General features: G+C 67.7%; 26 protein-coding genes. 9 read left to right on the top strand and 17 right to left on the bottom strand.

Annotation, left to right across the window (positions count from 1 at the left end):
• Window positions 1-3: 3 nt before the first annotated feature.
• A complete protein-coding gene (locus tag AC5P9L_RS16230; protein WP_005411539.1) occupies window positions 4-576 on the bottom strand; it encodes a DUF1190 domain-containing protein in 573 nt (190 codons plus the stop codon).
• A 457-nt stretch (window positions 577-1033) separates the two neighbouring features.
• Between AC5P9L_RS16230 and ilvD the strand changes: the two genes are divergently transcribed.
• Together ilvD and AC5P9L_RS16220 are read left to right on the top strand one after the other, a co-directional pair.
• Window positions 1034-2872: a dihydroxy-acid dehydratase gene (gene ilvD, locus AC5P9L_RS16225; protein ID WP_171968659.1), complete on the top strand. Its 1839-nt coding sequence runs from the start codon at window positions 1034-1036 to the stop codon at window positions 2870-2872.
• Between the two features lie 138 nt (window positions 2873-3010).
• Window positions 3011-3628 carry a hypothetical protein gene (locus AC5P9L_RS16220; RefSeq protein ID WP_099524117.1) on the top strand — a complete coding sequence of 206 codons (618 nt, stop codon included), beginning with the start codon at window positions 3011-3013 and terminating at the stop codon, window positions 3626-3628.
• Window positions 3629-3796: 168 nt separating this feature from the next.
• Here AC5P9L_RS16220 and dinG read toward each other — a convergent pair whose 3' ends face one another.
• The 3 genes from dinG to aroE all read right to left on the bottom strand — a co-directional run bounded on the left by dinG (window position 3797) and on the right by aroE (window position 7269).
• Entirely contained in the window at window positions 3797-5899 is a 2103-nt protein-coding gene (gene dinG / locus AC5P9L_RS16215) for an ATP-dependent DNA helicase DinG (protein ID WP_005411541.1), read from the bottom strand.
• A gap of 167 nt (window positions 5900-6066) precedes the next feature.
• Window positions 6067-6420 carry a hypothetical protein gene (locus tag AC5P9L_RS16210; protein WP_005411542.1) on the bottom strand — a complete coding sequence of 118 codons (354 nt, stop codon included), beginning with the start codon at window positions 6418-6420 and terminating at the stop codon, window positions 6067-6069.
• 3 nt (window positions 6421-6423) lie between these two features.
• On the bottom strand, window positions 6424-7269 hold the full coding sequence (aroE, locus tag AC5P9L_RS16205) for a shikimate dehydrogenase (protein ID WP_012481556.1): 846 nt from the start codon (window positions 7267-7269) through the stop codon (window positions 6424-6426).
• Between the two features lie 49 nt (window positions 7270-7318).
• Between aroE and AC5P9L_RS16200 the strand changes: the two genes are divergently transcribed.
• Complete coding sequence (locus AC5P9L_RS16200; protein ID WP_111117681.1) at window positions 7319-8182, top strand: TolB-like translocation protein; 864 nt, start codon at window positions 7319-7321, stop codon at window positions 8180-8182.
• 81 nt (window positions 8183-8263) lie between these two features.
• On the opposite strand, the gene AC5P9L_RS16195 is transcribed toward AC5P9L_RS16200, so the two are convergent.
• From AC5P9L_RS16195 to AC5P9L_RS16180, 4 genes are all read right to left on the bottom strand, one after another.
• Window positions 8264-8533, bottom strand: a complete 270-nt coding sequence (locus tag AC5P9L_RS16195; RefSeq protein ID WP_005411545.1) for a hypothetical protein — start codon at window positions 8531-8533, stop codon at window positions 8264-8266.
• A gap of 32 nt (window positions 8534-8565) precedes the next feature.
• The gene (gene hemB / locus AC5P9L_RS16190) at window positions 8566-9555 is read right to left on the bottom strand and encodes a porphobilinogen synthase (protein WP_005414824.1); all 990 of its coding nucleotides are present in this window, start codon (window positions 9553-9555) and stop codon (window positions 8566-8568) included.
• A 19-nt stretch (window positions 9556-9574) separates the two neighbouring features.
• On the bottom strand, window positions 9575-10492 hold the full coding sequence (locus tag AC5P9L_RS16185) for a bestrophin family protein (RefSeq protein WP_495230661.1): 918 nt from the start codon (window positions 10490-10492) through the stop codon (window positions 9575-9577).
• A gap of 122 nt (window positions 10493-10614) precedes the next feature.
• The gene (locus AC5P9L_RS16180; protein WP_005411548.1) at window positions 10615-10863 is read right to left on the bottom strand and encodes a hypothetical protein; all 249 of its coding nucleotides are present in this window, start codon (window positions 10861-10863) and stop codon (window positions 10615-10617) included.
• 184 nt (window positions 10864-11047) lie between these two features.
• On the opposite strand from AC5P9L_RS16180, the gene AC5P9L_RS16175 reads away from it, so the two are divergent.
• The gene (locus tag AC5P9L_RS16175) at window positions 11048-11506 is read left to right on the top strand and encodes a hypothetical protein (protein WP_005411549.1); all 459 of its coding nucleotides are present in this window, start codon (window positions 11048-11050) and stop codon (window positions 11504-11506) included.
• A 171-nt stretch (window positions 11507-11677) separates the two neighbouring features.
• Here AC5P9L_RS16175 and AC5P9L_RS16170 read toward each other — a convergent pair whose 3' ends face one another.
• The 4 genes from AC5P9L_RS16170 to AC5P9L_RS16155 all read right to left on the bottom strand — a co-directional run bounded on the left by AC5P9L_RS16170 (window position 11678) and on the right by AC5P9L_RS16155 (window position 17483).
• The gene (locus AC5P9L_RS16170) at window positions 11678-13477 is read right to left on the bottom strand and encodes a DUF885 domain-containing protein (protein WP_279915935.1); all 1800 of its coding nucleotides are present in this window, start codon (window positions 13475-13477) and stop codon (window positions 11678-11680) included.
• Window positions 13478-13864: 387 nt separating this feature from the next.
• On the bottom strand, window positions 13865-14380 hold the full coding sequence (locus tag AC5P9L_RS16165; protein WP_279915936.1) for a cytochrome c oxidase assembly factor Coa1 family protein: 516 nt from the start codon (window positions 14378-14380) through the stop codon (window positions 13865-13867).
• Between the two features lie 25 nt (window positions 14381-14405).
• Complete coding sequence (locus tag AC5P9L_RS16160; protein WP_279915937.1) at window positions 14406-16631, bottom strand: S9 family peptidase; 2226 nt, start codon at window positions 16629-16631, stop codon at window positions 14406-14408.
• 162 nt (window positions 16632-16793) lie between these two features.
• Window positions 16794-17483 carry a glutathione binding-like protein gene (locus tag AC5P9L_RS16155; protein WP_076739703.1) on the bottom strand — a complete coding sequence of 230 codons (690 nt, stop codon included), beginning with the start codon at window positions 17481-17483 and terminating at the stop codon, window positions 16794-16796.
• Between the two features lie 112 nt (window positions 17484-17595).
• Here AC5P9L_RS16155 and AC5P9L_RS16150 point away from each other — a divergent pair, with 112 nt between their 5' ends.
• Complete coding sequence (locus AC5P9L_RS16150) at window positions 17596-18216, top strand: TIGR00645 family protein (RefSeq protein WP_005411554.1); 621 nt, start codon at window positions 17596-17598, stop codon at window positions 18214-18216.
• A 202-nt stretch (window positions 18217-18418) separates the two neighbouring features.
• Complete coding sequence (locus AC5P9L_RS16145; protein ID WP_005414830.1) at window positions 18419-19423, top strand: energy transducer TonB; 1005 nt, start codon at window positions 18419-18421, stop codon at window positions 19421-19423.
• An 82-nt stretch (window positions 19424-19505) separates the two neighbouring features.
• On the opposite strand, the gene AC5P9L_RS16140 is transcribed toward AC5P9L_RS16145, so the two are convergent.
• A complete protein-coding gene (locus tag AC5P9L_RS16140; RefSeq protein ID WP_005414831.1) occupies window positions 19506-19760 on the bottom strand; it encodes a hypothetical protein in 255 nt (84 codons plus the stop codon).
• 77 nt (window positions 19761-19837) lie between these two features.
• Between AC5P9L_RS16140 and AC5P9L_RS16135 the strand changes: the two genes are divergently transcribed.
• Together AC5P9L_RS16135 and AC5P9L_RS16130 are read left to right on the top strand one after the other, a co-directional pair.
• Complete coding sequence (locus AC5P9L_RS16135; protein ID WP_111193765.1) at window positions 19838-20635, top strand: helix-turn-helix domain-containing protein; 798 nt, start codon at window positions 19838-19840, stop codon at window positions 20633-20635.
• Window positions 20636-20735: 100 nt separating this feature from the next.
• Complete coding sequence (locus AC5P9L_RS16130; protein ID WP_049397678.1) at window positions 20736-21446, top strand: transposase; 711 nt, start codon at window positions 20736-20738, stop codon at window positions 21444-21446.
• Between the two features lie 22 nt (window positions 21447-21468).
• On the opposite strand, the gene AC5P9L_RS16125 is transcribed toward AC5P9L_RS16130, so the two are convergent.
• The 4 genes from AC5P9L_RS16125 to AC5P9L_RS16110 all read right to left on the bottom strand — a co-directional run bounded on the left by AC5P9L_RS16125 (window position 21469) and on the right by AC5P9L_RS16110 (window position 25371).
• Window positions 21469-22653, bottom strand: coding sequence for an ABC transporter permease (locus AC5P9L_RS16125; protein WP_032967061.1), 1185 nt, complete (start codon window positions 22651-22653; stop codon window positions 21469-21471).
• Window positions 22650-23396 (bottom strand): ABC transporter ATP-binding protein, encoded by a 747-nt coding sequence (locus AC5P9L_RS16120; protein WP_005411560.1) that lies wholly within the window; start codon window positions 23394-23396, stop codon window positions 22650-22652. Before AC5P9L_RS16120 ends, AC5P9L_RS16125 begins: the two co-directional genes overlap by 4 nt.
• A complete protein-coding gene (locus tag AC5P9L_RS16115; protein ID WP_279915817.1) occupies window positions 23393-24919 on the bottom strand; it encodes an alpha/beta hydrolase in 1527 nt (508 codons plus the stop codon). Before AC5P9L_RS16115 ends, AC5P9L_RS16120 begins: the two co-directional genes overlap by 4 nt.
• Window positions 24920-24987: 68 nt before the next feature.
• Window positions 24988-25371 carry a GGDEF domain-containing protein gene (locus tag AC5P9L_RS16110; protein WP_080334785.1) on the bottom strand — a complete coding sequence of 128 codons (384 nt, stop codon included), beginning with the start codon at window positions 25369-25371 and terminating at the stop codon, window positions 24988-24990.
• A gap of 216 nt (window positions 25372-25587) precedes the next feature.
• On the opposite strand from AC5P9L_RS16110, the gene AC5P9L_RS16105 reads away from it, so the two are divergent.
• Window positions 25588-26073: a DUF1203 domain-containing protein gene (locus AC5P9L_RS16105; protein WP_049397677.1), complete on the top strand. Its 486-nt coding sequence runs from the start codon at window positions 25588-25590 to the stop codon at window positions 26071-26073.
• Window positions 26074-26242 lie beyond the last annotated feature (169 nt).

Genomic DNA, 26242 nt, shown 5'->3' with positions numbered 1-26242 from the left:
CGATCAGCCGCCGTAGCTGCCGCTGCTGCTGCGGCGCGCGCTGGTGTTGCCGAAGCCACCACGGCTGGCAGTGACCGCACGGTTCGGTTCGCTGGTGACCGGGGCCAGGCCGGCCTTGCCCGCGCCGATGCCGCTGGCGGTGTTCAGGCCACCAGTGCCACCCGGTGCCGGGCGCGCCCAACCCGCATTCTTGTCCTGGTAGGCCGGCGCCGACGCCGGTGCCTGCGGTGCCAGGCCTCCGCGGTTGCTCAGCATCTGCGACATGAAGAAGCCCATCATCATCGGGCCGATGAACGAGGTACCGGCCGAGGTGTGCTGCTGCACGCACTGCTCCGGCTTGTAATCCTTCTCGCAGGCTTCCCTGCTGGCGTACTTCGGCGCCGCATCGGCGGCCTGCTTCTGCGCTTCGGCGAAGGCATTGCGGCACGACGACGGATCGCCGGTGGCCTCGGTGCAGGCCTCGACCGACGTGTACAGGCCTTCCTGCACCTTCACCTCCGGCTCCTTCTGGCAGGCGGTGAACAGCAGCGGCGCGGCGCTCATCAGCAGCAGCGCGGTGGTGCGGGAACGTTTCATGGCCTCATGCCCTGTCGACGGATCAATGCCCCAATGATGCCAAATCCGGGCCAGCAACCGGAATCGGCAAAGTCCGAAAGATGAACGGACTTTCATTTTCGTCGTTCCAATCAGGAATCGGGGGTCAGAGCCCGTCGCGCAGCAACGGGATCCGACCCCGTCAGATCGCAGGAAACTGTCGAAGGCGGGGTGGGTCCGGTTGCGGGGGCGTGAGCGCCATGGATGGCGCGACCGAGGCTACATGGACGTACTTGCGCCGTCCCCCGCAGCCGGACCCACCCCGCCATCCCACGGATAGCCCAGCTGTTGCTGTTGAGGTTGCCGGCCAGCGGCCGGCACTACCCCGGGTGCAGGGCGCAGCCCTGCCGCTCTCTCCCCGGTGGTTGCAGCAGCAACCGAAAAAATTGGCCATGATCGGCTGACCCCCACGTCGTACGGCCCGCCCGTTCCGCCAGCCATGCCCGAATACCGTTCCCGCACCTCCACCGCCGGCCGCAACATGGCCGGCGCCCGCGCCCTGTGGCGTGCCACCGGCATGAAGGACGGCGACTTCCACAAGCCGATCATCGCCATCGCCAACTCCTTCACCCAGTTCGTGCCCGGCCACGTGCACCTGAAGGACCTCGGCCAGTTGGTCGCGCGAGAAATCGAGCAGGTCGGCGGCGTCGCCAAGGAATTCAACACCATCGCCGTGGACGACGGCATCGCGATGGGCCACGACGGCATGCTGTATTCGCTGCCCAGCCGCGAGATCATCGCCGACGCCGTGGAGTACATGGTCAACGCGCATTGCGCCGACGCGCTGGTGTGCATCAGCAACTGCGACAAGATCACCCCCGGCATGCTGATGGCAGCGCTGCGCCTCAACATCCCGGTGGTGTTCGTCTCCGGCGGGCCGATGGAAGCGGGCAAGACCAAGCTGTCCGAGCACAAGCTGGACCTGGTCGATGCGATGGTGGTGGCTGCCGATGACAGCGCTTCCGACGAGAAGGTGGCAGCGTTCGAACGCAGCGCCTGCCCCACCTGCGGCTCCTGCTCGGGCATGTTCACCGCCAACTCGATGAACTGCCTGACCGAAGCACTGGGCCTGTCACTGCCCGGCAACGGCACCACGCTGGCCACCCACGCCGACCGTGAGGCGCTGTTCCGCCGTGCCGGCCGCCTGATCGTCGAACTCTGCCATCGCTGGTATGGCGGCGAAGACCCGAGCGCGCTGCCGCGCGGCATCGCCACCCAGGCGGCGTTTGCCAATGCGATGACCCTCGACATCGCCATGGGCGGCTCCACCAACACCATCCTGCACCTGCTGGCCGCCGCGCAGGAAGCGGAGGTCGACTTCAACCTGACCCACATCGACGCGCTGTCGCGGCGCGTCCCGCAGCTGTGCAAGGTGGCGCCGAATACGCCGAAGTACCACATCGAGGACGTGCACCGCGCCGGCGGTGTGTTCGGCATCCTCGGTGAACTGGACCGCGCCGGCCTGCTCGAAACCACGGTGCCGACCGTGCACAGCGCCAGCCTGGCCGAAGCACTGGAACGCTGGGACGTGGTGCGCAGTGACAACGACACCCTGCACACCTTCTTCAAGGCCGGCCCTGCCGGCATTCCCACCCAGGAGGCCTTCAGCCAGGCCACGCGCTGGCCGACGCTGGACGTAGACCGCGCCGAGGGCTGCATCCGCTCGCTGCAGCATGCGTATTCGCTGGAAGGCGGGCTGGCCGTGCTGCGCGGCAACCTGGCCGTGGATGGCTGCGTGGTGAAGACCGCCGGCGTGGACGAGTCGATCCATGTGTTCGAAGGTCCCGCGCGTGTCTATGAAAGCCAGGACGCCGCCGTCGCCGGCATCCTCGCCGACGAAGTGCAGCCGGGCGAGGTGGTGGTGATCCGCTACGAAGGCCCGAAGGGCGGCCCCGGCATGCAGGAAATGCTGTACCCGACCAGCTATCTGAAGTCGAAGGGGCTGGGCAAGCAGTGCGCACTGCTCACCGATGGCCGCTTCTCCGGCGGCACCTCGGGCCTGTCGATCGGCCATGTCTCGCCGGAAGCCGCCAGCGGGGGTGTCATCGGCCTGGTGGAAGATGGCGACCGCATCCGCATCGACATCCCTGCCCGCCGTATCGACCTGCTGCTGGACGAGGCCGTGCTGGCCCAGCGCCGCAGCGACGCCGATGCGCGTGGTTGGAAGCCGCGCGCACCGCGCCCACGCAAGGTCACCAGCGCGCTGAAGGCTTATGCACTGCTCGCCACCAGCGCCGACAAGGGTGCCGTACGCAACACCGCGCTTCTGGGCGATTGACCGCCATACGGTAGTGCCGGCCGCTGGCCGGCATCTGTACTGCGACGCCCCACATCAATGAGGTTGCCGGCCAGCGGCCGGCGCTACCCATCCTGATCCGTTATGGTGGTCCAGGGAGTCACCAACACGGAGGTTGAGATGATGTTGCTTTCCTTTGCGCTGGCCGCTGCCATGGGCGCGTCTGCGGAGCCGCCCAAAGCCCCCGACTGCAGCTACGACCGTGCAGCGATGCTGGCGATGGAACCTGGTCGATTCGATCAGGACCTGGCAGGTGGCTGGCGCCCGCTGGCCGACCGTGGCTGTACCCGCGAAGCGGCCGACCTGCTGTCCGCCTATGGCGCTCTGCCCAAGGCAGAAGGCAACGTCATCATCACCTGGCATGAGGGCCAGCTGCGCGCGGAGCTGGGGCAGACCGCGCAGGCGATCACGCTGATGGAACGCAGCCACAAACCCGTGAACGCGGGCGACCCGGGTTACTGGAATGCCTACGTGGACGGCATGGTCGCGTTCCTGCGCCAGGACCGCAGCGCCCTGGAGAAGGCTCGTGCGAGGCTGGTCGCAATACCGACGCCCACCGCGATGGCGGAGAACATCAGGGACGGCCGCTACCACTTCACCACCGAGGGCGGGCAGCAGGTGCAGATGCCGTGGCCACCGAACCTGGATGTGCTTGATGGGCTACTGCGCTGCTTCGGCAAACCATACACGGAGGCCTATGGACCAGGCTGCCGGACGCCTGAAACAGGCACCCGGTAACCATCAAGCGCCGCTGTCCGATCGTCAGCCCGTGCGGTAGTGCCGGCCCCTGGCCGGCATCTGTACAGTGCTCGCAAAAAAGGGGACGGAGGGAATTAAGTCGTTTGTGGCTAAAACGACTTAATTCCCTCCGTCCCCTTTTTGCCGGCCAGCGGCCGGCACTACCGGTCAGCCGATCACACGCTTGAACGGCGGCAGCGCGTCGATGATGCGCTTGCCGTAGCGGCGGGTCAGCAGCCGCGAATCGAGGATGATCACGCGGCCGGTGTCGGTGGAAGTGCGGATCAGGCGGCCTGCGAACTGGGTCAGCGTGCGCAACGCATGCGGAATGGCGATCAGATTGAAGGCATTCAGCCCACGCCCCTCGAACCATTCGCTGAGGGTGGCGGTCTGCGGATCGGTCGGAACCGCGAATGGCACCTGGGTGATCACCACCGTGGTGCAGGCTTCACCGGGCAGGTCGAGGCCTTCGCCGAACGAGTTCAGTCCGAACAGCACCGAACCCTCGCCTGCGGCCACGCGGCGCAGGTGCTCGTCGATCAGCCGGGTCTTGGACATCTCGCCCTGCACCAGCACCTGCTTGCGGCGCGCGGCCGACATCAGCCCAGCCACCTTCTCCATCTTCCAGCGCGAGGTGAACAGCACCATCGAGCCCTTGGCCCAGTCCAACTCGGTGTCGAGATAGCGCGCCACTTCGCGCGGGTGGCCTTCGCGGTCGTCCGGAGTGACCGGGAACTTCGGCACGATCAGCTCGGCCTGGTTGGGCAGGTCGAACGGTGACGACAGCGAGACCATCTCGGCCTCTTCTGGAATGCCGTTGTCGATCGCCAGCGACTGGAAGTCTCCACCGCCGGTCAGCGTCGCCGAGGTCATCACCACCGAGTCCACTTCATCCCATAGCAGCTTGCGCAGCACGTGCGCGGCCGACACCGGCGAGCCGTGCAGCACCAGGTCGCCGTCGCGGGTGGCGGTGACCCAGCGCGCCATCGGCGGCGCACCGTCCTTGTCTTCGCGACGCCAGGCCTGCCACAGGTTGTACTGCTGCTCGATCATTTCCAGCGCCATGCCCAGGTTGCGCTGCAGGCGCTCGCGCGCGGCATCGTCCGGCTTGCCCTTGGCCACCTGCGCGGTGGCGGCATGCGCCCAGTTGTAGAGACTGCGGGTATCGTCGGCCAGTGCTTCGATCGGCTCGCGCCAGGCCTCGGGCAGGCGTCCATTGGCGGCGCGCCACATCGGTTCCTCATCGGCTGGCGCCGGCATCCACACCCGCTCGATGTGGTCACGGAACGCGCGCAGCTGCTTGGCCACGTTGCTGGCCACCTCGATCGCTTCGTTCGGCAGCAGGTTGCCGAGGCGATCCTTGTCGACCGCGCGGTAGGCGCCGGCGATCAGGATCTGCAGGCGACCGGTGCGTTTGGCCATCTCGTCCAGCGCCAGGCTGGCCGCGCCCTGGTCGATCGCCACGTTGCCGATGTGATGGCCTTCATCCAGCACCAGCAGCATGTCCGACGGCGGTGCGATCAACGGCTGGCCGTTGTCGCTGTCGCCGATCGACAGCGCCGACAGCAGCAGCGCGTGATTGGTGACCACGATCTGCGCGTCACGCACGGTGTTGCGCGAACGCAGTACCGCGCACTGTGCCGAGTACGCACAACGGCGCCCCGCGCAACCCGAGGCCGGCGTGGTGATGCGGCTGCGCAGGCCGGGGCTGATCGTCTCCGGTGCGTTGTCGATATCGCCATCCCAGCTGCCGCTGGTGAAGGCGTCGGTCAGGCGCTTGGCGATGTCCATCTCGATCGGCGCCAGTGGCCGGTCGAACAGCGGCGCGTCATCCTCGAACATGCCGCCCTGCGAGCCCTCGCCCTGCGCCTCGGCGGCATTGCGCGTGCACAGGTAGCGGGTACGGCCCTTGGCCAGCGCCACGGTCGCCTCCAGGCCGGTGGCTTTCAGGAAATTCGGGATATCGCGCTCGACCAGCTGCGACTGCAGCGCCACGGTGCCGGTGCTGATCACCAGCTTCTTCTTGCTGGCCAATGCGATCGGCACGCCTGCGGTGAGGTAGCCCAGGCTCTTGCCGACGCCGGTGGGCGCCTCGACCACGCCGACGCCACCGCTTTTCGACAGCGCACGCGACACCACGCCGATCATCTGGCTCTGCGAGCGACGGGTGGAAAAGCCGGGGGTATTGGCCTGCAGCGTCGTGTACGCCTTGCGGATCGCGTCCTTCAAGGTGTCATCGAGGGTGCGCGGAGCGGCGACGGTTTCGGTCACGCCGGGAATTACCGTAGCTGGATCAGGCCGGGCATTGTCGCATGGCCGGCCGCATTCACCGCCGCTGGGACCCTGAACGGGCCAGCGACGACGCCCGCTGGCGGTCCCGGTCCAATGGCCGGACCATCCCAGGGGCAGATACGCCGGGCATGGCCCGGCGCGACCGGTCAGGCGGCCGGGAGCGTACGGGTACGCAGCAGGCGCACCAGCGCCCACACCACCAGCACCACACCGATCGCCTCGACCATCGCCAGCGCGAAATGCAGCACGCCGAGGATGGCACTCAAGCTCGACACGGCACTGAAATCACCGCTGCGGACCATCCACATCGGCAGGATGCCCGCCGCCATGCCGCCGAGGCTGGCCAGCAGCAACAGCAGCAGGCCGACCAAGGCACCGGTGCGGGTGGCATCGCGCGGTGCGCCGACCACCCAGACCAGGCCCACGCACAGCGCGATCAGCACCGGCAGGCGCACGCCCACCATGCTCAGCACCGTGACCAGCAGGGTTGTGCCGTCCATCGATCAGTCCTCGCCGGCCAGCACGGCCGAGCCCTGGCGCAGCGACTGGTAGACCTCGTCGGTCTGCGGGCGCACACCGTGCCACTGCAGGAAACTCTCAGCGGCCTGCTCGACCAGCATGCCCAGGCCATCGACCGTATTGCGGCACTCCGCGGCGCGCGCCCAGGCCAGGAAGGCGATCGCCGCTTCGCCGTAGTTGAGGTCGACGGCGGTGGTCATCGAGTTGACCAGCGACAGCGGCAGCTTGAACTCGATGTCACGGTCGCGGCCGGCCGAGGTGGCGTTGACGATCAGTTCGAAGTCACCCAGATCACGCAGGTCTTCCCAGTAGCGGCTGATCGCGCGACCCGGCTCACCCATCGCATCGATCAGTTCATCGGCGCGTTCCGGCGTGCGGTTGACCACCACCAGCTCGGTGATGCCGGCATCAAGCAGCGCCGGGGCGACGCTGCGCGCGGAGCCACCGGCACCGATCAGCAACATGCGGCGGCCACGCAGGTCCAGGCCATGGCGGTCGGTCAGGTCACGCACCAGGCCGATGCCGTCGGTGGTGTCGCCATGCCAGCGGTCGCCCTTGCGCAGCAGCGTGTTGACCGAACCGGCGCGGCGCGCGCGTGCGGTCAGGGTGGTGCACACCGAGAACGCGGCCTCCTTGTGCGGCGAGGTGACGTTGGCGCCGACACCGCCGTCGGCGGCGAAGGCCTCCAGGCCGGCCAGGAACGCCTCCGGGGCCAGGTCGATCGCGCGGTAATCCACCGCGATGCCTTCCTGGCGACCGAACGTCGCGTGGATCTGCGGCGACTTCGAGTGGGCAACGGGGTGTCCGAAGACGGCGTAACGGTCGGTCATGGAATCCTCAAGCTGGCTAGACTGATGCTCTGTTCGTGCATGGAACCGGATGATGCGCATCACCCTGCCCCTGCTGGTGCTTGCCGCCAGTCTACTCTCTGCCCCCGTGGCGATGGCGTTGAACGAGTACGGCATCGAAGGCATGGGCGTGGTCTCGACCCGTGCCGACGAGGGCCGCGCCACGATCAGTGCCGACGGCCAGCGCATCGTCTTCGCCCGCCGCGGCGAAGCCGGCTGGGGCCTGTGGGAGGCGCGCGTGGTCGATGGCCGCTGGCAGCAGGCGCAGGCCCTGCCGGTAGGCGTGGCCGGCGAGGCCCGCGATCCCTACTTCAGCCGCGACGGCCGCTGGCTGTTGTTCGCCGCCGGCCGCGAAGGCGCGCTGGCGCTGTACCGGGCTGCGGTGGAAGCCGATGGCCGGCTGGGCAAGGCGCACCCCATGGCCGGCGACGGTGGACGCCACGAAGAGCGCGGGCCGGCCCTGAGCGCGGACGGCACGCGGCTGCTGTTTGCCCGCCAACAGGGCCGTGGCGCCGGCTGGAACCTGTTCGTGGCGACGCTGGATGCGCAGGGCATGCGCGGCCCGGCCACCGCATTGACAGCGTTGAACAGCGCCGATGACGAGACCGACGGCGACTGGCTGGGCAACGATGGCGCAGTGGTGTTCATCCGCGGCAACGGCACGACCGCACAGGTGTGGAGCAGCGGCTGCGCGTGGAGTGGCGCGGCCCTGCAACCGTTGGGACTGTCGTTCAACCAGACCGGCGGCTGGACCGGCGCGCCGGTGATCGACAACGCCAAGCCAGGCGAAATGATGGTGGCCAGCAGCGCGGCCAGGGCACCGCGTGCCGGTGGCGTGGACGTGTACCGGTTGGCGGTGCCGAAGGTGGCGGCGGTGGCCGGGTGCGTGCGGTAGATCCACGCCGCGCGTGGATGCGCCCGCGAAGGGGTCAGAGCCCTTTCCTGCGGAAAGGGATCCGACCCCCGGCATTGCCCGTCAGCGCGACAACACCTTGGCGCGCAACTGCTCGTACTCCATCTCGCTCAGCTGGCCATTGTCCTTGCGCTGGTTCAGCGCGGCCAGCTCGGCCTGCACGCTGTCCGGCAGGGCCTGCTCACGGGCCACGTGGCGGGCGGCGGAGAGCTGCTCCGGTGGGCGCTTGCCCGCGCGCCACGCGGCGATGAAGACACCGACGATGATGGCGCCGAACACCAGCGTGCCGGTGCCCCAGATCAGCCATTGCATCCATCCCAGTTCGGGTCCCATTGCGCAGTCCTCCGTCTATCGTGGCGCTATTGTCAGCGCTCGCGCAGCCATCGCGCCACCTGCGGCGCGAAATAGGTCAGCACGCCATCGGCACCGGCCCGCTTGAAGCCCAGCAGCGACTCCAGCACGCAGGCGCGCTCGTCCAGCCAGCCGTTGGCGAAGGCGGCCTTCATCATCGCGTACTCGCCACTGACCTGATAGGCGAAGGTCGGCACACCGAATTTTTCCTTCACCCGGCGCACCAGGTCCAGGTACGGCATGCCCGGCTTGACCATCACCATGTCGGCGCCCTCTTCCAGGTCCAGCGCGATCTCGCGCAGGGCTTCGTCGCCGTTGGCCGGGTCCATCTGGTAGGTCTTCTTGTCGGCCTTGCCGAGGCTGGCCGCGCTGCCCACCGCATCACGGAACGGACCGTAGAACGCCGAGGCGTACTTGGCCGAGTAAGCCATGATGCGCACGTTGACGTGGTTGTCGGCATCCAGCGCACGGCGGATCGCGCCGATGCGGCCATCCATCATGTCCGACGGCGAAACGATGTCGACGCCGGCTTCGGCATGCGATACCGACTGCTTGACCAGCGCTTCGACGGTGATGTCGTTCAGCACATAGCCCTTGTCATCGATGATGCCGTCCTGGCCGTGGGTGGTGTACGGGTCCAGCGCCACGTCGGTCATCACCCCCAGTTCCGGGAAGCGCGACTTCAGCGCGCGGATCGCGCGTTGCGCCAGGCCGTCCTCGGCCCACGCCGCCGATGCATCCAGCGATTTCAGCGACGGGTCGATCACCGGGAACAGGTCGATCACCGGAATGCCCAGCTCCAGCGCCTCTTCGGCCACCTTCAGCAGTTCTTCGATCGACAGCCGCTCCACGCCCGGCATCGACGGCACTGCGGTGCGGCCGGCCAGTTCGTGCACGAACACCGGGTAGATCAGGTCATCGGTGGTCAGCGTGTTCTCGCGCATCAGGCGGCGCGAGAACTCGTCGTGGCGCATGCGGCGCGGGCGGTACAGCGGGTGGGACATGGCAGGCTCCGAGGAGTGGCTATTGCAACAGGTAGCCCTGCGGCAGCAGGGGTTCGGGCAACGGGCGTTCGCCGAGCGCATCGAGCTGGTCGATCTCGATCGTGCGCACCAGCGCGTCCAGCGGCAGATCGTTCGGCTCAAGGCCGAAGGGGTCTTCCATTTCTTCGCCCAGCTGGTCCAGGCCGAAGAAGGCATAGGCCAGCACCGCCGACAGCACCGGCGTGCCCCAGCCCAGCGAACTGGCCAGGCCGAACGGCAGCAGCACGCAGAACATCCACGCGCAGCGGTGCAGCAGCAGGGTGTAGGCGAACGGCAGCGGCGTGGTGAGGATGCGCTCGCAGCCGGCCTGGATCGACGACATCGCGTGCAGGCGCTCTTCCAGCTGGGTGTAGAGGATGGGCTCGAGCTGGCCGGCGCGCAGCGCATGCGCCAGTTCGGCCGCGATCATCGCCAGCAGTGCATCGGGCACGTTCTCGCGCTGGCCCAGCTGTTCGCGCTGGCGCTTGTCCAGCCACGGCAGTGCTGCCAGGGCGACGATGCGACCACGCAGTCGCGCCGCCAGCGCATGGGCGAACGCGGTGGTGAGGTAGGCGACGCGACGACGACGGCCCGCGTCGTCGTCCAGCAGCAGGTTTACCTGGCGCGCCAGCGAACGCGATTCGTAGACCAGCTGGCCCCACAGCTTGCGTCCTTCCCACCAGCGGTCGTAGCAGGCGCTGTTGCGGAAGCTGAGGAAGATCGACAGCACCAGGCCAAGCAGGGTGAACGGGGTCACCGACACGCGTTCGATGCCGGTGGGGGGCGCCAGTTCGACCACCGCAGCCACGGCGATGGACAGGATCAGGATGGCCAGCACCTTCGGCGCGATCGCTTTGACGATCGAACCGCGCAGGATGTACAGAAGTTGCCAGCCGTGGGGACGGGGTCGGATGATCATGGGGCAGCCGCGCGGGGCGCGGATTCACAGGCACGCGGGGGGCTCGCGCAGCCATTCATTGTACGCCCCCGCCCGGCCATCGGCCGTGTGCCTGCGACGCCCTGTCGCACCCGGGACCGGGCTCAGACCACGCCGCCGCCCAGGCCAAGACGCAGGATGCCGACCACCACCACGATACCGTTCAGGACCAATCCGGCCCACGCCCGACCACGCTTGCTCGGGTGGGTGAACAGGATGCCCAGCGCGGCGATCACCGCACCGACCGCGGCGAACGGGATCAGGAACCAGTTGCCCCAGCCCAGCAGCGGAATCAACGCCAGGATCATCCACAACAGCGCCAATACGCCCCACAACAGACTGATCACACCCATGCCGCTCTCCCGCAGTTGGTTCCTGGCCCCACCATAATCGTTCCCGTTGCCGCCGCCTACTGCCATTGGCGGGGCTGTCACCCGACCCGTGCTAGCGTGCTGTCGTGCGTGCCCCGGCCCGGGTGTTGGCGCCGATTCAGAGTGGCCCGCCGATCATCGCAACCAGTCCTGCAGGGGAAGTGCCATGAACATCCGTTGGGCCGCGTTGGCGGCCACGCTGCTGGTCGCCGCCGGCTGTGCCAGCACCTCCAAGGTGATGCTGGGCCGCGCGCGCGCACCGATCGATCCGGCGCTGGTGCAGATCTATTCGACGCCACCGGCCGGCTCCCAGGAAATCGCCCAGCTGGAATCGTCTTCCGCCGTCGGCTTCGGCACCCAGGGCCAGACCGACGCCGCGGTGGCCCGCCTGAAGCGTGAAGCCGCAGCGCTGGGCGCCAACGGCGTGGTGCTGATGGGCGTGGGCAGCAGCGGGTCGCCGGTAGGCATGTCGGTGGGCGCGGGCACGTTCGGCTCGCACGTCGGTGGTGGCGTCGGCATCGGGATTCCGACCACGCAGAAGCGCGCCGCAGGCGTCGCGATCTGGGTGCCGAATCCGGCACCGCCGGCGCGGTTGCCGACACAGGTGATTACCCCGCAGCGGTGACGCAGCAGCGTCACCGGGGTAGTGCCGGCCGCTGGCCGGCACATCCCTGCAACAGCCAACACATCGCTCTGGTGGGTGCCAACCTTGGTTGGCACGAACCCACAGCGCCGACCAAGGTCGGCATCTACCAACACCGGTTGCCGGCCAGCGGCCGGCACTACCGGAGGGTGTTCAGCGCTTGTACTTCGGTACGAACACCTTGTTCACCGCGTCGGCCAACTGGTCCGGCGGCAGCAGGCCCTGGTCGAGCAGGAAGTTGTTGAACGCCAGGCGGTCGAACTTCGCACCCAGCGCCAGTTCCGTCTGCATGCGCAGTTCCAGGATGCGGGTGTAGCCGTAGAAGTAGCTACCGGCCTGGCCCGGCATCCGCACCATGTAGCGGTCCAGTTCCTGGGTGGCCATCGCCTTGGACAGGCCGACCTGCTCCATCAGCACGCGCTCGCCGTTGGCACGGTCGGTCAGGCCGAGGTTGAGCATCGGGTCGAGCATCGCGCGCGCGGCGCGCAGCAGGCGGAACTGCAGGGCGATCATCTGCCCGTCCAACGGCTCGTACGGCACCATCTCGGCTTCGGCGTACAGCGCCCAGCCTTCCACGTTCACCGAATTGAACGCGAACATGGTGCGTGCCAGCGACACACCACGCTCGACCATCGCGGTGAACTGCAGCTCGTGGCCGGGGCGGCCTTCATGCGCGCTCAGCGTCCATGCTGCCGCACCGAAGTTGAAGTCGTCGTACTGCGCGCCCGGGCCCGCTGCCGGGTTGCCCAGCGGCAGCACGAAGGTGCCCTGCTGCCCGGTGTTGTTGACCAGCGGGGCCGGCAGGAAGTGCGGAGCCGGGCTGGCCGCACTCTCGGCGGCCGAGCCCAGGCGCATCTGCATGGCGCGCTTGGGCACGTCGACGATGGCGTGCTCGCGGATCAGCGGATCGATCGCATCGATCACCTTGCGATAGTGACCTTCCAGATGGTCGTCGGCGATCTTGTCGGCCTTCAGCGCGCGGATCACCGCCACCGGATCGCTCGGGTCGGCCACCTTCAGCCCCTTGTCCTTCACCACCAGCGGTGCCAGCTGCTGCATCGCCGAGCGGGTTTCCATGAACTCCAGCTGCGCGCGCTGCATCAGCAGCTTCGGGTCGATGTCGATGCCGACCTGCTTGAGCTGGTAGGCGTACAACGGCGCCGGCAGGCGTGCGTCGGCACGTGCCTTCGGCAGTACCTCCTTGCGGGTCCAGGCGGCGTAGTCCTTCATCTGCCCGGCCAGCGCCTTCATTGCTTCATCGGCGCCGGCAATCTGGTACTTCTTCAGCAGCGACTCGATACCGGTGATGTAGGTCTCGACGTTGTCCAGCGACTGCTGCACTTCAATCTTCGTCGGCTGCAACAGGCTGCTGTCCTCCAGCCGTTCCTCGTAGCGCTGGCGCGCCAGCGTGGTGAAGGCGGTGCCGCCCGGCTGCAGGCCGGCATAGGCCTTGAGGCGGTCGACCGCCTTGGCCCGGCGCTCGACCGGCACCTGGTCGGACAGCAGCAGGTTGAGGCCGCTGAACACGGTCTGCGGCGCATCGCTCCACGGCAGCAGGTACTTCTCGTTGAGCTCGCTGCCTTCGATGTTCTGGCTGGCGGCGTGGATCATGATTTCCAAGTCCTGGCGGACATTGGGATCCTTCTCGACGGCCAGCTTTGCCTTCAGTTCGTCACGTGCCTTGGCCATGGCAGCGCGGTAGCGCTTGCCGTTGTCCGGGCCGAGATCGGCCACCTTGTCGTCGTAGCCGGGCACGCCGAAGAAGCCGGTTTCCTCCGGCTGGAACGGGCCCTGGGCGTCCAGCAGAATCTGCGCCAGCGCATTGCTGCGGGCGACCCAGGCCGGGCTGGCCGGGGTGGCGGCCTTGGCGGAGGGTGCCGCCAGCGCCGGTGGTGCGGACAGCAGCGGTGCGGCAGTCAGGGCCAGGGCAACGGCGAGCGCAATCGGCTTCATGGGACACTCCAGCAAAGGGTTGCCCGCACCCTACGCGCTCACGGCGATGGCGACAATCGGTGGGAAGTCATGGCGGGCTGGTTATGCAGCCGGGCTCTGCGGAAACCTGGCGGGAGTAGAGTCGACTGTCAGTCGACTATCGCGCGCAGCGCGGGGTTTCGCTACCTGATCGAAGAGCAGTCGACTGACAGTCGACTCTACCCGGTCGACTATCGCGCGCAGCGCGGGGGTTTTCGCTGTCTGATCGAAGAGCAGTCGACTGACAGTCGACTCTACCCCGGTCGACCATCGCGCGCAGCGCGGGGTTTTTCGCTGTCTGATCGAAGAGCAGTCGACTGACAGTCGACTCTACCCAGTCGACGTCCCGCAGTCGCCTGCGCCCGGAGGTCACAGCACGGCGGTCAGCGGGCATTCGCCGCGATCACGGCAGGCCCTCAGCTCGCACTCCTGCGCGGCCTCGTCGTCATCCAGCGCCGTCAGGTCGAAGGTCTGCTTGTCCTCGCCCAACACGTACATCACCGGGTAGTCCCACACGTCATCGCGACGGGTACCCTGCACGAACAACCGTCCGTGCGCATGCGGTCCTTCCAGGGCTACGGTCAGGCCGACATCACGCTGGCCGTTGATCGCAGTCTGCATGCTGCCCAGCGGCATCGACTCGATGTTCAACGGCTCACCGAACGCTTCCACCAGTTCAATACTGCAGCCCGCGCGCCGCAGCGCCTCGCGCATCGGCGGGCTCTCGCGTGCCGCCTCGCTCCAGCGCAGCACGCTCCAGGTCACCACACCCCCTGCACCACCCAGCACCAGCACCACCATCAACGGCATCGCCCAGCGCCAGTGGCGGCACCACCAACCGGCGGATGCCGGGTCATGGGCGGGAATCGGCGGTGGCAGGGTCATCGGCGGGCTCCTTCCCGTTGCTGGATCAGGGCTTGAGGCAACGTCCCAGGAAGGCTTCGGCCACGCGGTAGCGATGCAGGGCATCGGCGCCGGACAGGCCATGCTTGGCACCCGGGTAGGTCATCAGCTCGAACGGCTGTGCACGCTTCTGCAACGCGCTCATCAGGCTGGTCGAATTGGTGAACAACACGTTGTCGTCAGCCATGCCGTGGATCAGCAGCAGCGGCGAGCGCAGGCCATCGATATGGGTCAGCACGCGCGCTTCGCGGTAACCCGCTTCATTGCGCGCCGGCAGGTCCATGTAGCGTTCGGTGTAATGGCTGTCGTACAGGCCCCAGTCGGTCACCGGCGCACCGGCCACGCCACAAGCGTACTGGTTCGAAGCCTTGGCCAGCAGCATCAGGGTCATGTAGCCGCCGTTGGACCAGCCCTGCACGCCGATGCGCGCCGGGTCCACCCATGGCTGCTGCTTCAGCCAGGCCACGCCGCGCAGCTGGTCGGTCACTTCCACCGTGCCCTGCTTGCCATACAGCGCACCACCGAAGTCGCGGCCACGGCGCGGGGTGCCACGGTTGTCCAGCGAGAACACCACGTAGCCCTGCTGGGCCAGGTACTGGTTGAACAGGTGGTCGCCACGGCCGGGCCAGCTGTCGGTGACGGTCTGGCTGGCCGGGCCACCATAGACGTACACGGCCACCGGGTAGCGCTTGGACGGATCGAAGCCGGCCGGCTTGATCACGCTGTAGTTCAGCGGGGTCTTGCCGTCGGCAGCCATCAACGTGCCGAACTCCACCGGGCGCTGCGCATCGCGGTAGCGCGCATACGGATGCTTGGGATCGGCCAGGTCGTTCTCGAGCAGGGTGGCGATCTTCTCGCCATTGGCGCGGAACAGTTCGATCTGCGGCGGCGTGGTGCTGTTGGACCAACTGTCCACGTAGACGCTGGCGTTGCGGGCGAAGCTGGCGCTGTGCATGCCCGGCGCCTTCGACAGGCGCTGCGGCTCACCGCCCTGCAGCGACACCGCGTAGATCTGGCTTTCGCGCGAGGTCTCGATGCCGGCGCGGAAGTAGGCCTTGCCAGCCTTTTCATCAACCGCCAGCAGCTCGTCCACCGGCCAGTTGCCGTGGGTCAGCGCAGTGGCCTTGCCCTTGCTGTCGATGCGGTAAAGGTGCTGGAAGCCGGTGCGTTCGGACGACCACAGCACGCTGCCATCGTCGAGGAAACGCAGGCTGTTGTGCAGCGGCACCCAGGTCGGGCTGGTTTCGTGGGCGAGCACGCGCTGGCGGTTGGAGTCGAGTGCCACTTCCACCAGGTCCAGCTGCTTCTGGTCACGCGACTGGCGCTGGAAGCTCAGGTGCTGCGCATCGCGCCAATCGACGCGGGCCAGGTAGATGTCCTGTTCCTTGCCCAGATCGACCCAGCGCGGCTGCGCGCCGGAAGCCGGTGCGATCACGCCCAGCTGCACGCGCACGTTGGCGTCGCCGGCGGCCGGGTAACGCTGTTCGATCACATCGGTGCGGTCGGCGTAGACCTCGTAGCGCTTCTGCACCGGCACCGGTGCCTCGTCGATGCGGGCGAAGGCGATGGCCGAATCGTCCGGTGCCCACCAGTAGCCGGTGTGGCGGTCCATTTCTTCATCGGCGACGAACTCGGCAACGCCGTTGCCGATGGTGGTGCTGCCGTCGCGGGTCAGCTGCAGCTGCCTGCCGCTGGCCAGGTCGATCACCCACAGGTTGCGGCCGCGGATGAAGCTGACGAAGCCGCCCTTGGGCGACAGCTTGGCGTCGGTGGCGAAGCCTTCACCATGGGTCAGCTGGCGCACCGCCGCCTGGCCCTGCTGCTTGAGGTCGTACAGGTACAGCTCGCCGCCCAGCGGGAACAGCAGGCGCTGCGCGTCCGGCGACCACTGGTAATCGACGATGCCGGTCATCGCGGCGATGCGCTGGCGCTCGCGGCGGGCCTTCTCCTCGTCGCTGAGGGTCTCGGTGCCGGGCAGCACCACCTTGGAATCAACCAGCAACCGGGTCTGGCCACTGTCGATGTCGTAGGTCCACAGGTCCAGCTGGTTGCGGTCGCTGTCCTTGCCGCGCAGGAAGCTGACCTGCGAACCGTCGGGCGCCACCTTCGGCTTCATCAGGGTTGGGCCGGACAACGGCAACGGGCCGGTGATGGCTTCCAGGGTCAGCTTTTCAGCGTGGGCGGCGGTACTGGTGGCGAGCATGAGGGCGAGCGAAGCGAACAGGTGGCGCATGGAGGATCCCGGCAAACGGCAGGTCCGCCCCCGCGATGGACGCGGAGCGGTCGTCCCCCATCCTAACCAAGCCCGTGCGGGAAGGCAGCATGACCTTCTGCCCATGCCGCGGTGCTGGGGTCAGAGCCCTTCGCGCTGCAAAGGGATCCGACCCCGAGGCGGTCAGCGCTGGCCGAACAGGTGCTTGCGCTCTTCGTCGCTGAGCGGCTTGCCGGCGTTGGGGTTCACCTGCTGGCGCAGGGCATAGGCCCGCTGGGTGGCCGGGCGTGCGGCAATGGCTTCATGCCAGCGCTTGAGGTTCGGGAACGCGGTGAAATCCACCGGCAGCTTGTCGTAGGCGCCGATCCACGGGTAGCTGGCCATGTCGGCGATGGTGTACTCGTCGCCGGCCAGGAAGGCGTGCTGGGCCAGGCGCTTGTCCATCACCCCATGCAGGCGGCGCACTTCGTTGTCATAGCGCTCGATGGCATACGGCATCTTTTCAGGCGCGTATACGTTGAAGTGGCCCATCTGGCCGCTCATCGGGCCCAGGCCGGCCATCTGCCAGAACAGCCACTCCAGGGTGGTGACGCGGCCGCGGGGGTCGCTGGGCAGGAAGCGGCCGGTCTTCTCGGCCAGGTACAGCAGGATCGCGCCGGACTCGAACACGCTCTGGGGAGCACCGCCATCGGCCGGTGCCTGGTCGACGATGGCCGGCATCTTGTTGTTCGGCGAGATCGCCAGGAATTCCGGCTTGAACTGGTCGCCCGAGCCGATGTTGACCGGGTGGATGCGGTATTCCAGGCCGGTTTCTTCCAGCAGCAGGGTCACTTTGTGGCCGTTCGGGGTGGGCCAGTAATACAGGTCGATCATGGCGGCGGCTCGGGGTGCGGAAAGGAACCTGAAGTCTAGTGCGTGAGTTGGGTTGGCACCGTCATGGCGGGCCGGTAACCTCGCCTCTCCCCCGCAACGCAGCATCCCTCGCATGAGTGCAAACCGCCCGCCGCTCTCCCCCCTGTCCACGCTGATCTTCGCCTCACGCTGGCTGCAGCTGCCGCTGTACCTGGGCCTGATCGTGGCGCAGTGCGTCTACGTGTTCCTGTTCGGCAAGGAACTGTGGCACCTGATCTCGCACTCGGTGTCGATGGGCGAGCAGCAGATCATGCTGATCGTGCTGGGCCTGATCGACGTGGTGATGATCTCCAACCTGCTGGTGATGGTGATCGTCGGCGGCTACGAGACCTTCGTCTCGCGCCTGCGCCTGGAAGGCCACCCGGACCAGCCGGAATGGCTGAGCCACGTCAACGCCAGCGTGCTGAAGGTGAAGCTGGCGATGGCGATCATCGGCATCTCCTCGATCCATCTGCTGAAGACCTTCATCGCCAGCGGTGCGCTGGGCGGCATCCCGCTGTGCACGCCGGAGCAGATGAGCGTGGCCGCTGCCAACATCGGTGTCGCCCGCTGCTCGATGCTGACCCAGGATGGCGTGCTGTGGCAGACCATCATCCACTGCGTGTTCATCCTGTCGGCGATCGGCATCGCCTGGACCGACAAGCTGATGTCCAACAGCCACAGCAAGTCGCACGACAAGGCACACGACCACTGAGGTCGCCTCCACCAGCGGCTTGACCGCCGCTGCCCCATTCCGGCCACCGTCCCTTGTGCGCGGCGGTGGCCGGGATGCTAGATTGCACCCTCGCCGTTGCCGGCGGTGGCGTCGGGAAACGTCACCCTGCCGCGCCCGGACCGCAGGTCCCGGCCATGCGTATCAATGATTTACGTCACGTCGTCTTCTAGAGGGGAGCAGGATGTCGCACGTCTCAACGATCACCGCCGCGCGCCGGTGGCTGCCGGTTGCCCTGGCACTGGCACTGGCCGCCTGCTCGGGCAAGGAAGAATCCGCAGCGCCTGCTGCCGCCACGGCGCCTGCCGCTGCCGCACCCGCCGCACCGGCGGTTGCTGCCAAGGTGCAGTCCATGGGTACCGAGCAGCTGCGCGAGTCGGCCAGCCAGGCGCTGCGCGAGAACCGCATGTATGCACCGGCCGGCGACAACGCCATCGAGTACTACCTCGCCCTGCGTGACAAGACGCCGGACGACGCCTCGGTGAAGAGCGCACTGACCGACCTGCTGCCGTACACCCTGATCGCCGCCGAGCAACACCTGGGCCGCGAGGACTACACCGAAGCGCAGCGCCTGGTGGCACTGATCGAGAAGGTGGATGCATCCGCGCCGGCCCTGCCGCGCCTGAAGGACGGCCTGGCCAAGGGCGTGCAGAACGCCGCCAAGCGCACCGAAGCGGAAGCCGAGAAGGCCAAGAAGGACGCCGAGGACCGCAGCAAGCAGCAGACCGAGCAGCAGCGCCTGAGCGAGCAGCGCGCCAAGGAAGCCGACGCCGCCAAGCAGATTGCCGCGCAGCAGGATGCCGCGCGCCGCGACAACGAGCGCCAGGAAGCCGAGCGCCAGGCCGCCGCCCGCCGCGAGGCCGAGCAGAAGCAGCAGCAGGCTGCCGCCCAGCAGGCCAGCGCCGCACGCCAGGCCGCCGCACCGGCAGCGCCCACCCTGCGCCCGGTCAGCACACCGGCGCCGCGCTATCCGGGCGAAGCGCTGCGTTCGGGAACCTCCGGCGAAGTGCTGGTGGAGATCACCGTCGGCACTGACGGCTCGGTGGTGAACGCTCGCGTGCTGCGCGCGACGCCGGGACGCGTGTTCGACCGTGAAGCCCTGAACGCGGTCAAGCGTTGGCGCTTCGAGCCGGTCAGCGCGCCGGTGACCACCCGCCGTACGCTGGTGTTCGCGCCGGGCAACAACTGAACGAAAAAGGGGACGGAGGGGATTAAGTCGTTTCTGCCCCTGCAATGACGCCAAGGCCCGGCATGTCCGGGCCTTGTCCGTTTCAGGCCGCTCCATCGATCAGGTGTTGCAGTGCCGGATCGCGCGCCGTCAGCACCTGGAACAGGCCCAGCGCGTGCAGGCCCGGCAGCAGCGCACGCAGGTCGGCTTCGGCAGTGGAACGGGTGGCAACATCGCTGGCGGGATCCTGCCAGTCACGGACGCTGGCCAGGAAGGCGCCGACACTGCCCTTGCGCACGGTAAGGCCGTTCACCTGCACGTCGTTCTGATGGTCGGGGAGGATGTCGTGTGGCTGCATGGGGAAGCGCTCCGTTGAAGTGGGCCCCAGTGTGGGGGTCCGGAGGCGACGTTTCTGCCGTATAACTGCCAATCGATATGGCAGATCAGACAACCGCCGCATTGCTCGCCCCCGCGCTGGCCGATGCCACCGATGGACCGGCGGTGCTGGCGGCCCGGCTGCACCAGCTCGGCAAGCGTCGCACGGCCCGCCACCGGCATGCGCGTGGGCAGCTGCTGGGTGCGTACCAGGGGCTGCTGCGGATCGCCGCCGACGACCTGCACTGGCTGCTGCCCGCAGGTCACGTCGCCTGGATACCGCCCTTGCTGCCCCACGCGCTGCTGGGCGCAGACGGGTTCAATGGCTGGAGCCTGTACTTCAACGCGGAGGCCTGCCTGGGTCTGCCCGCCACACCACGCATCTTCCAGCCCAATGCGCTGCTGCAGGCGGCGACAGCACGTGCGCTGCAATGGCCCCATGCGCCACTGGATGCTGCGCAGGCACGCCTGGCCGGCGTGATCGCCGATGAGATTGCCGCCAGCACGCCGCTGCCGCTGGCCCTGCCACAACCGCGTGACCGGCGCCTGGGCCGGATCGCCGCCGCGCTGGCTCGCGCGCCGCACGACAACCGCAGCGTCGAGGACTGGGCCGCCAGCAGTGGCCTGTCCGGCCGCAGCCTGGCCCGCCACTGGCTGGCCGAGACCGGCATGACGCTGAGCCAGTGGCGGCAACGCCTGCGGGTGCTGCTGGCGCTGCCACGCCTGCTGTCCGGCGAGCCGGTGATCAGCGTCGCGCTGTCGATGGGGTACGACACGCCCAGCGCCTTCATCGCCGTGTTCAAGCGCGAGATGGGGGTGACGCCTGCGCGGTATGGAAAAGGGGACGGAGGGGATTAAGTCGCTTCTGCCCTCCCCCACGCCATCTCGCGGCATCGCCTGATGCCCTTCAAGGTCACGGAGGCGGCAGTCTGATGAATTCTTGAAGCCCCGAACTGCCATGCCTCGACAAGCACGCCTGATGTTGGCCGAACAGCCGTACCACGTAACCCAGCGCGGTGTGAACAAGGGGGCGATCTTCGTTGACGATATCGACCGTCAGCTGTTTCTGCACCTGTTGCACAGCGCGTTCCTGAAGCATCAGGTCGCACTGCATGCCTACGTATTGATGGGCAATCACGTTCATCTGTTGGCCACACCTTCCACGCGTGTTGGCTTGGCGAATGCGATGCGGATGCAGGGCAACAACTATGTCCAGGCGTTCAATCAGCGGCATCAGCGCAGCGGACCGCTCTGGCAGGGCCGCTTCCATTCTTCGATGGTGGACAGCGACGCCTATCTGCTCAGCGTCTATCGCTACATCGAACTCAATCCGGTTCGTGCAGGCATGACTGCCGCCCCGGAAGATCACCCATGGTCGAGCGTGCATGGAAACCTGCAGCGGCGCCACGATCCGATGCTGACGGAACATCCCGCATTCCAGGCGCTCGCCCCGACCCAGCGACAGCGGGCAATGCTCTATGCGGAGTTTCTGCAGGACATGAACGCGTCCGCTGACCTGCCGGCAATCCGTGCGCACAGTGCCGGCCAGCATCCGTTGGGAAATGCAGCTTACCTGCGAATGGTGGAACAGACCCTGGGTCGCCCCGTGATGCTGCGCAAGCGGGGGCGCCCTCAGAAGAAGGGCGCGGGGGGGTTAGAAACGACTTAATCCCCTCCGTCCCCTTTTACGGTCAGCCGGAGATGGCCAGGCGCTCGTTGTGATAACGGCGCACGGCGGCGAACCACAGCACGGCGGCCAGGCCGAGGCTGGCGCCGAGGTAGATGGCCCAGACCGCGGGTGTGATGGTCTCGTGGCGGATCACCTTCAGCAGCATCTGGTTCTGCGACAGGAACGGCACGGCGTACTGCCACAGCTGGCTCTTCACCGGGTAGGCAATCAGCGCATAGCCCGGCAGCATCGGCAGCAGCATCAACCAGGTCATGTGGCTCTGCGCTTCCTTCATGCTCTTGGCCGCTGCGGCCAGGAAGGTCAGCAGCGAGGTGCCGATCAGCAGCATCGGCAGCATCACCAGCAGCATCTGCACCATCGCCATGATGTTCATGTTGAGCTGGCGGCCGATGTTGCCGGGGGCGATCTGCGCGCTCACCTTGAACGCGGCCAGGGTCAACAGCAGCGACGCAAAGCCGACCATGCAGGCGGCGGCGATCTTGCCGCTGACAATGGCACTGCGCGACCCCGGCGTGGCCAGCAGCGGCTCCAGCGACTGCCGCTCACGCTCGCCGGCGGTGGTGTCCATCACCAGGTAGGCACCACCGAGGAACGAGGTGAGGGTCAGCAGGATCGGCAACAACGCCGACAGCATCAGGCCACGCTTGGCTTCGGCACTGGCCATGTCCTGGCTGGCCACGTCCAGCGGCCGTGCGACCTGGGCGTCGATGCCCCGCGCCATCAGCCGCAGCGCCCCTACCTGCCCGTTGTACGTGGCCAACGCCGCCTGCAGGCGCGCAGTGGGCACCTCGGCGGCACGTCGTGTGCTGTCACTGATCACCTCCACCAGCGCTGGCTTGCCATCGGCCCAGTCCCTGCCGAAGTCCGGGCTGATGCGCAGCGCCACGTCGATGTCCTGCGAACGGATGGCCTCGGCCAGGTCCTTCGGCGCAGCAGCGGCATTCAGGCCCTGGGCAGCCAGGAAGCGCACCAGGTTCGGCGCATGTTCGGCGCCGATGGTGGGAATCTGCAGCGGCTGCTCGATCTGCGTGCGCACGCGGCTTTCGGACAGCTTGCCCATGCCCAGGATCAGCAGCGGGTACAGCAGCGGCCCGAACAGCAGGGTCAGCGCCAGCGTCCGGCGGTCGCGCGACAGGTCACGCAGCTCCTTGCGCATCACCGTCATCAGGGTCGACATCATGCTCATGCGTGCAGGCCCTCTTCGCTGCCGATCAGTTTCACGAACGCATCCTCCAGGTTGGATTCGCCGGACTGCGCGCGCAGTTCATCGGCGCTGCCGGCGGCCATCACCGTGCCCTTGGCGATGATCACGATGTGATCGCACAGCGCGGCCACCTCCTGCATGATGTGGCTGGACAGGATCACGCAGCGGCCTTCTTCGCGCAGGCCCAGCAGGAAGCGGCGCAGTGCGCGGGTGGTCATCACGTCCAGGCCGTTGGTCGGTTCATCGAGAATGACGTTGCGCGGGTCGTGCACCAGTGCGCGGGCGATCGCGGTCTTGGTGCGCTGGCCCTGCGAGAAGCCATCGGTCTGGCGGTCGAGGATGTCCCCCATGTCCAGCGCGTGCGACAGCACCTCGATGCGCTCGCGGATGCGCTCGGCCGACAGGCCATGCAGTTCGCCGAAGTAGGCGATGTTCTCACGCGCGGTCAGGCGCTTGTAGACGCCACGCGCGTCGGGCAGCACGCCGAGATGGCGACGCACTTCCACCGGATTGCGCGCAGCATCGACACCATCGACGCTGATGCTGCCCTGGTCGGGGGTCATCAGCGTGTACAGCATGCGCATGGTGGTGGTCTTGCCGGCACCATTGGGCCCCAGCAGGCCGGTGATGCGGCCATCCTCGGCGCGGAAGCCGACGTTGGACACGGCCTGGATACGGCCGGTGCGGGTGTCGAAGGCCTTGTGCAGGTTGTCGGCGACGATCATGGTTCCCATCCGTTGAACGAGGTGAACGCCGGCACGTAGCTCAGCGTGTCCAGGCAGCCGGCATCCAGCGCCTTGGCATCGGTCGTGTCGATGAACTGGCCGAGCAGGCGCGGCATGCAGCCGGCAGTCAGCGTGCCGTGGCCCTGGCCACGGGCGACCAGCGCGCGTCCATTGGGCAGGCCCTTGAGGACCTGCTCGGCATAGCGCGGCGGGGTCACCGGGTCCAGTTCACCAGACAACAGCAGCGCCGGTACGTCACTGCGCAGCGGCACGGCATTGGCTGCCGGTGCCGGCCGGTGCGGCCATGCCGGGCAGGCGGCAAAGAAGGAACTTGCCACGTCGTTGCCGAACAGGCGCCCGGGATCCTCGGCCGGCGCCTGGTAGCGCGGCGCGTCTTCGCTGCAGATCACCGACCAGTGCATGCCACGGTTGATCTGGAAATCCATGCTGCGGTTCGCACCGCGCGCCAGCGAGGCGAGCGGCGCGTAGCGGCCGTGCGCGGCTTCATCAAGAACCAGCGGCAGCAATGAGGCGTACTGAGGTACGTAGGAAAACGCAAACGCCAGGCCCACCACGCTGTCCGGTGTCAGCACATCCTTCCGGGTGTCGTAGGTGCCAGGATCGCGATACTCGACCGGAACCGGTGCACGGCGCAGGGTCTCGACCACGCTGCGCAGCTGCGCACGGGTATCGGTCGGGAAGCGCCGGCTGCAGGCAGCGTCCTTGCGGCACTGCGCCGACTGCAGGGCGATCGCGTCTTCGAACGTTCTGGCGAAATCGCCGCCCACCACCAGCTCATTCGGCACCACGCCATCGATGACGATGCTGCGGGTGTGCTGTGGATAGGTACCCGCATAGCGCTGGGCCACGCGGGTGCCGTAGGACGCACCGATCAGATTGACCCGGTCCACGCCCAAGGCCTGGCGGACCGCGTCCAGGTCGGCAATGGCTTCGGTGGTGGTGTAGAAACGTGCGTCCGCACGTCCCTGCAGGGAAGCCGCGCATCGCTGGGCATAGTCGCGCAGCAAGGCCTCGGAGGGCGCCGCGTCCTCGTCCATCGGCAGTTCCTTTCCGTCCGCGCCGAGGCAGCTGAGCGGGTTGGAGCCGCCGGTGCCGCGCTGGTCGACCAGGAAGATGTCCCGCTGCTTGCGCACCTGGCGCAGCGCGGTATCGACGATGACGGCCACTTCGCTGGCGGCCTGGCCGGGGCCACCGGCCAGGAAGAACACCGGGTCGGGCTGGCTGGAGCCGCTGCTGCCCGATTCCAGCCAGGCGATGCGCAGGCCGATGCGCCGGCCACCGGGCTGGGCCCGGTCCTCCGGCACCTGCAGGGTGGCGCACTGCGCTTCCACGTTGGCACTGGCACCTACCGTGGACAGCGTGCAGGGCTGGAAGTCGATCGTGCCGAAACGGCGGCTGGGTGCATCGCTGGCGCCTTCGGCGCCGGGTGACGGTGACTGGCTGCATCCGGCAAGCATCAGGCTGGCCAACACTGCGGCCAACGCGAGGTGGTGTCTTTGCATCGTGCTCGTTTCCCCTGGAGGACGTTCCTGGCAACCACGACGGGCTGCCGCGGAAGATGTGACTCAACTTACACGGGCACGGCGTCGTCGGCGATGGGCAGACGCGAAATCTCCGCCGGCGTGGCGCAGGCCAGGCGATCGCGGCCGGCGGCCTTGGCCCGGTACAGCGCCGCGTCTGCCGCTGCCAGCAGCGTGGACAGCTCGCCCTGGCCGTCGTCCATCGCCAGGCCGATGCTGGCAGTGAACGTCACCGGCCCGGTGGCCAGCCGCGCCGGCTTCTGCTGCAGAGCGGTACGGATCGCCGCAGCCCGCGCCATCGCTTCCGCCTGCGTGCTGCCGGCCAGCACCAGCACGAACTCCTCGCCACCGTAGCGGCCCAGCAGCGTGTGATGGCCCTGCAAACCGTGCTGCATCAACGCAGCGAAGTGGCGCAGTACCTCGTCTCCGGCCAGATGGCCCCAGCGATGCAGAGCAGGAAGCCAAGCACGGTGAGGGTGGGGAAATCCACGGACATGCGGCGCTCATCGGCCGGGGCGGCGCGCGCATCTTGGCGCCTTGTGCTGCGTTCCCCGTGGCGCTGCCTGGCCCGATGGAGATGCGGGGTCTGAAAACGGCGAGCACGGCGGCCGGTGCCTGCGCAGAATCCGTGGGAAACCAAGGAGACGCCCATGCATGCGTGGTACCTCGGTGGCATCGACCACCGCCCGTTCCTGCACCTGTTCGAAAAGAGCGACACCGCGCTGGCTGCGCTGGGCATCCGGCGTCGCTGGGCCGGCGAATCAGGAGGACACCCCTGCCGGATCAGCCTGAGCGATCCGCCCGGTGGCAGCGAGCTGCTGCTGTTGTCCCACGTGCACCTGCCCCTGCACTCGCCCTATCACGCCTCGGGCCCGATCTTCGTGCAGCGTGGCGTGACCCGCTGCGTGCTGCCGCCGGGCGAAGTACCCCCGTACGTGCAGCGCCGGATGATCTCGTTGCGCGCCTATGACCAGGCTGCATTGATGCTGGCCGCCGAGATCAGCGCAGGCACGGATGTCGGCGCTCGGCTGGACGCGCTGTTTGCCGACCCTGACGTGGCCTTCGTGCAACTGCACAACGCGGCCCACGGCTGCTTCTCGTGCCAGGCGGATCGCGTCGGCATGGCGCCGACATGACCGGATCTCCACGACGTGATCGTTGCCACGCCGGACACGTGATCGCCAGCGCATCCGTTCAGGCCCACGTGAAGCCCGCGGGAAGGGCTTCACACCCACAGTCACGGATCAGCATTTCCATGGTTCCGCACCCGGCACCGCAACTCGATACTCGCGATGGTGCCGCCGA

It is taken from the genome of Stenotrophomonas sp. YJH_SMC_64 (genome assembly GCF_059371375.1).
The sequence above is the reverse complement of the archived record's forward strand: the minus strand, read 5'-3'. Positions and strand labels throughout refer to the sequence as shown.

Bases quoted from the DNA above. Each gene is read 5' to 3' on its own strand.
- AC5P9L_RS16130 (WP_049397678.1), top strand. From the start codon at position 20,736: ATGCCTCGACAAGCACGCCTGATGTTGGCCGAACAGCCGTACCACGTA.
- AC5P9L_RS16115 (WP_279915817.1), bottom strand. From the start codon at position 24,919: ATGCAAAGACACCACCTCGCGTTGGCCGCAGTGTTGGCCAGCCTGATG.
- AC5P9L_RS16145 (WP_005414830.1), top strand. From the start codon at position 18,419: ATGTCGCACGTCTCAACGATCACCGCCGCGCGCCGGTGGCTGCCGGTT.
- AC5P9L_RS16195 (WP_005411545.1), bottom strand. From the start codon at position 8,533: ATGGGACCCGAACTGGGATGGATGCAATGGCTGATCTGGGGCACCGGC.
- AC5P9L_RS16140 (WP_005414831.1), bottom strand. From the start codon at position 19,760: ATGCAGCCACACGACATCCTCCCCGACCATCAGAACGACGTGCAGGTG.
- AC5P9L_RS16105 (WP_049397677.1), top strand. From the start codon at position 25,588: ATGCATGCGTGGTACCTCGGTGGCATCGACCACCGCCCGTTCCTGCAC.
- AC5P9L_RS16180 (WP_005411548.1), bottom strand. From the start codon at position 10,863: ATGGGTGTGATCAGTCTGTTGTGGGGCGTATTGGCGCTGTTGTGGATG.
- ilvD (WP_171968659.1), top strand. From the start codon at position 1,034: ATGCCCGAATACCGTTCCCGCACCTCCACCGCCGGCCGCAACATGGCC.
- AC5P9L_RS16150 (WP_005411554.1), top strand. From the start codon at position 17,596: ATGAGTGCAAACCGCCCGCCGCTCTCCCCCCTGTCCACGCTGATCTTC.
- AC5P9L_RS16165 (WP_279915936.1), bottom strand. From the start codon at position 14,380: ATGACCCTGCCACCGCCGATTCCCGCCCATGACCCGGCATCCGCCGGT.
- AC5P9L_RS16175 (WP_005411549.1), top strand. From the start codon at position 11,048: ATGAACATCCGTTGGGCCGCGTTGGCGGCCACGCTGCTGGTCGCCGCC.
- AC5P9L_RS16155 (WP_076739703.1), bottom strand. From the start codon at position 17,483: ATGATCGACCTGTATTACTGGCCCACCCCGAACGGCCACAAAGTGACC.
- AC5P9L_RS16160 (WP_279915937.1), bottom strand. From the start codon at position 16,631: ATGCGCCACCTGTTCGCTTCGCTCGCCCTCATGCTCGCCACCAGTACC.
- aroE (WP_012481556.1), bottom strand. From the start codon at position 7,269: ATGACCGACCGTTACGCCGTCTTCGGACACCCCGTTGCCCACTCGAAG.
- AC5P9L_RS16120 (WP_005411560.1), bottom strand. From the start codon at position 23,396: ATGATCGTCGCCGACAACCTGCACAAGGCCTTCGACACCCGCACCGGC.
- AC5P9L_RS16135 (WP_111193765.1), top strand. From the start codon at position 19,838: ATGGCAGATCAGACAACCGCCGCATTGCTCGCCCCCGCGCTGGCCGAT.
- hemB (WP_005414824.1), bottom strand. From the start codon at position 9,555: ATGTCCCACCCGCTGTACCGCCCGCGCCGCATGCGCCACGACGAGTTC.
- AC5P9L_RS16230 (WP_005411539.1), bottom strand. From the start codon at position 576: ATGAAACGTTCCCGCACCACCGCGCTGCTGCTGATGAGCGCCGCGCCG.
- AC5P9L_RS16210 (WP_005411542.1), bottom strand. From the start codon at position 6,420: ATGGACGGCACAACCCTGCTGGTCACGGTGCTGAGCATGGTGGGCGTG.
- AC5P9L_RS16125 (WP_032967061.1), bottom strand. From the start codon at position 22,653: ATGAGCATGATGTCGACCCTGATGACGGTGATGCGCAAGGAGCTGCGT.
- AC5P9L_RS16170 (WP_279915935.1), bottom strand. From the start codon at position 13,477: ATGAAGCCGATTGCGCTCGCCGTTGCCCTGGCCCTGACTGCCGCACCG.
- AC5P9L_RS16200 (WP_111117681.1), top strand. From the start codon at position 7,319: ATGATGCGCATCACCCTGCCCCTGCTGGTGCTTGCCGCCAGTCTACTC.
- AC5P9L_RS16185 (WP_495230661.1), bottom strand. From the start codon at position 10,492: ATGATCATCCGACCCCGTCCCCACGGCTGGCAACTTCTGTACATCCTG.
- AC5P9L_RS16220 (WP_099524117.1), top strand. From the start codon at position 3,011: ATGATGTTGCTTTCCTTTGCGCTGGCCGCTGCCATGGGCGCGTCTGCG.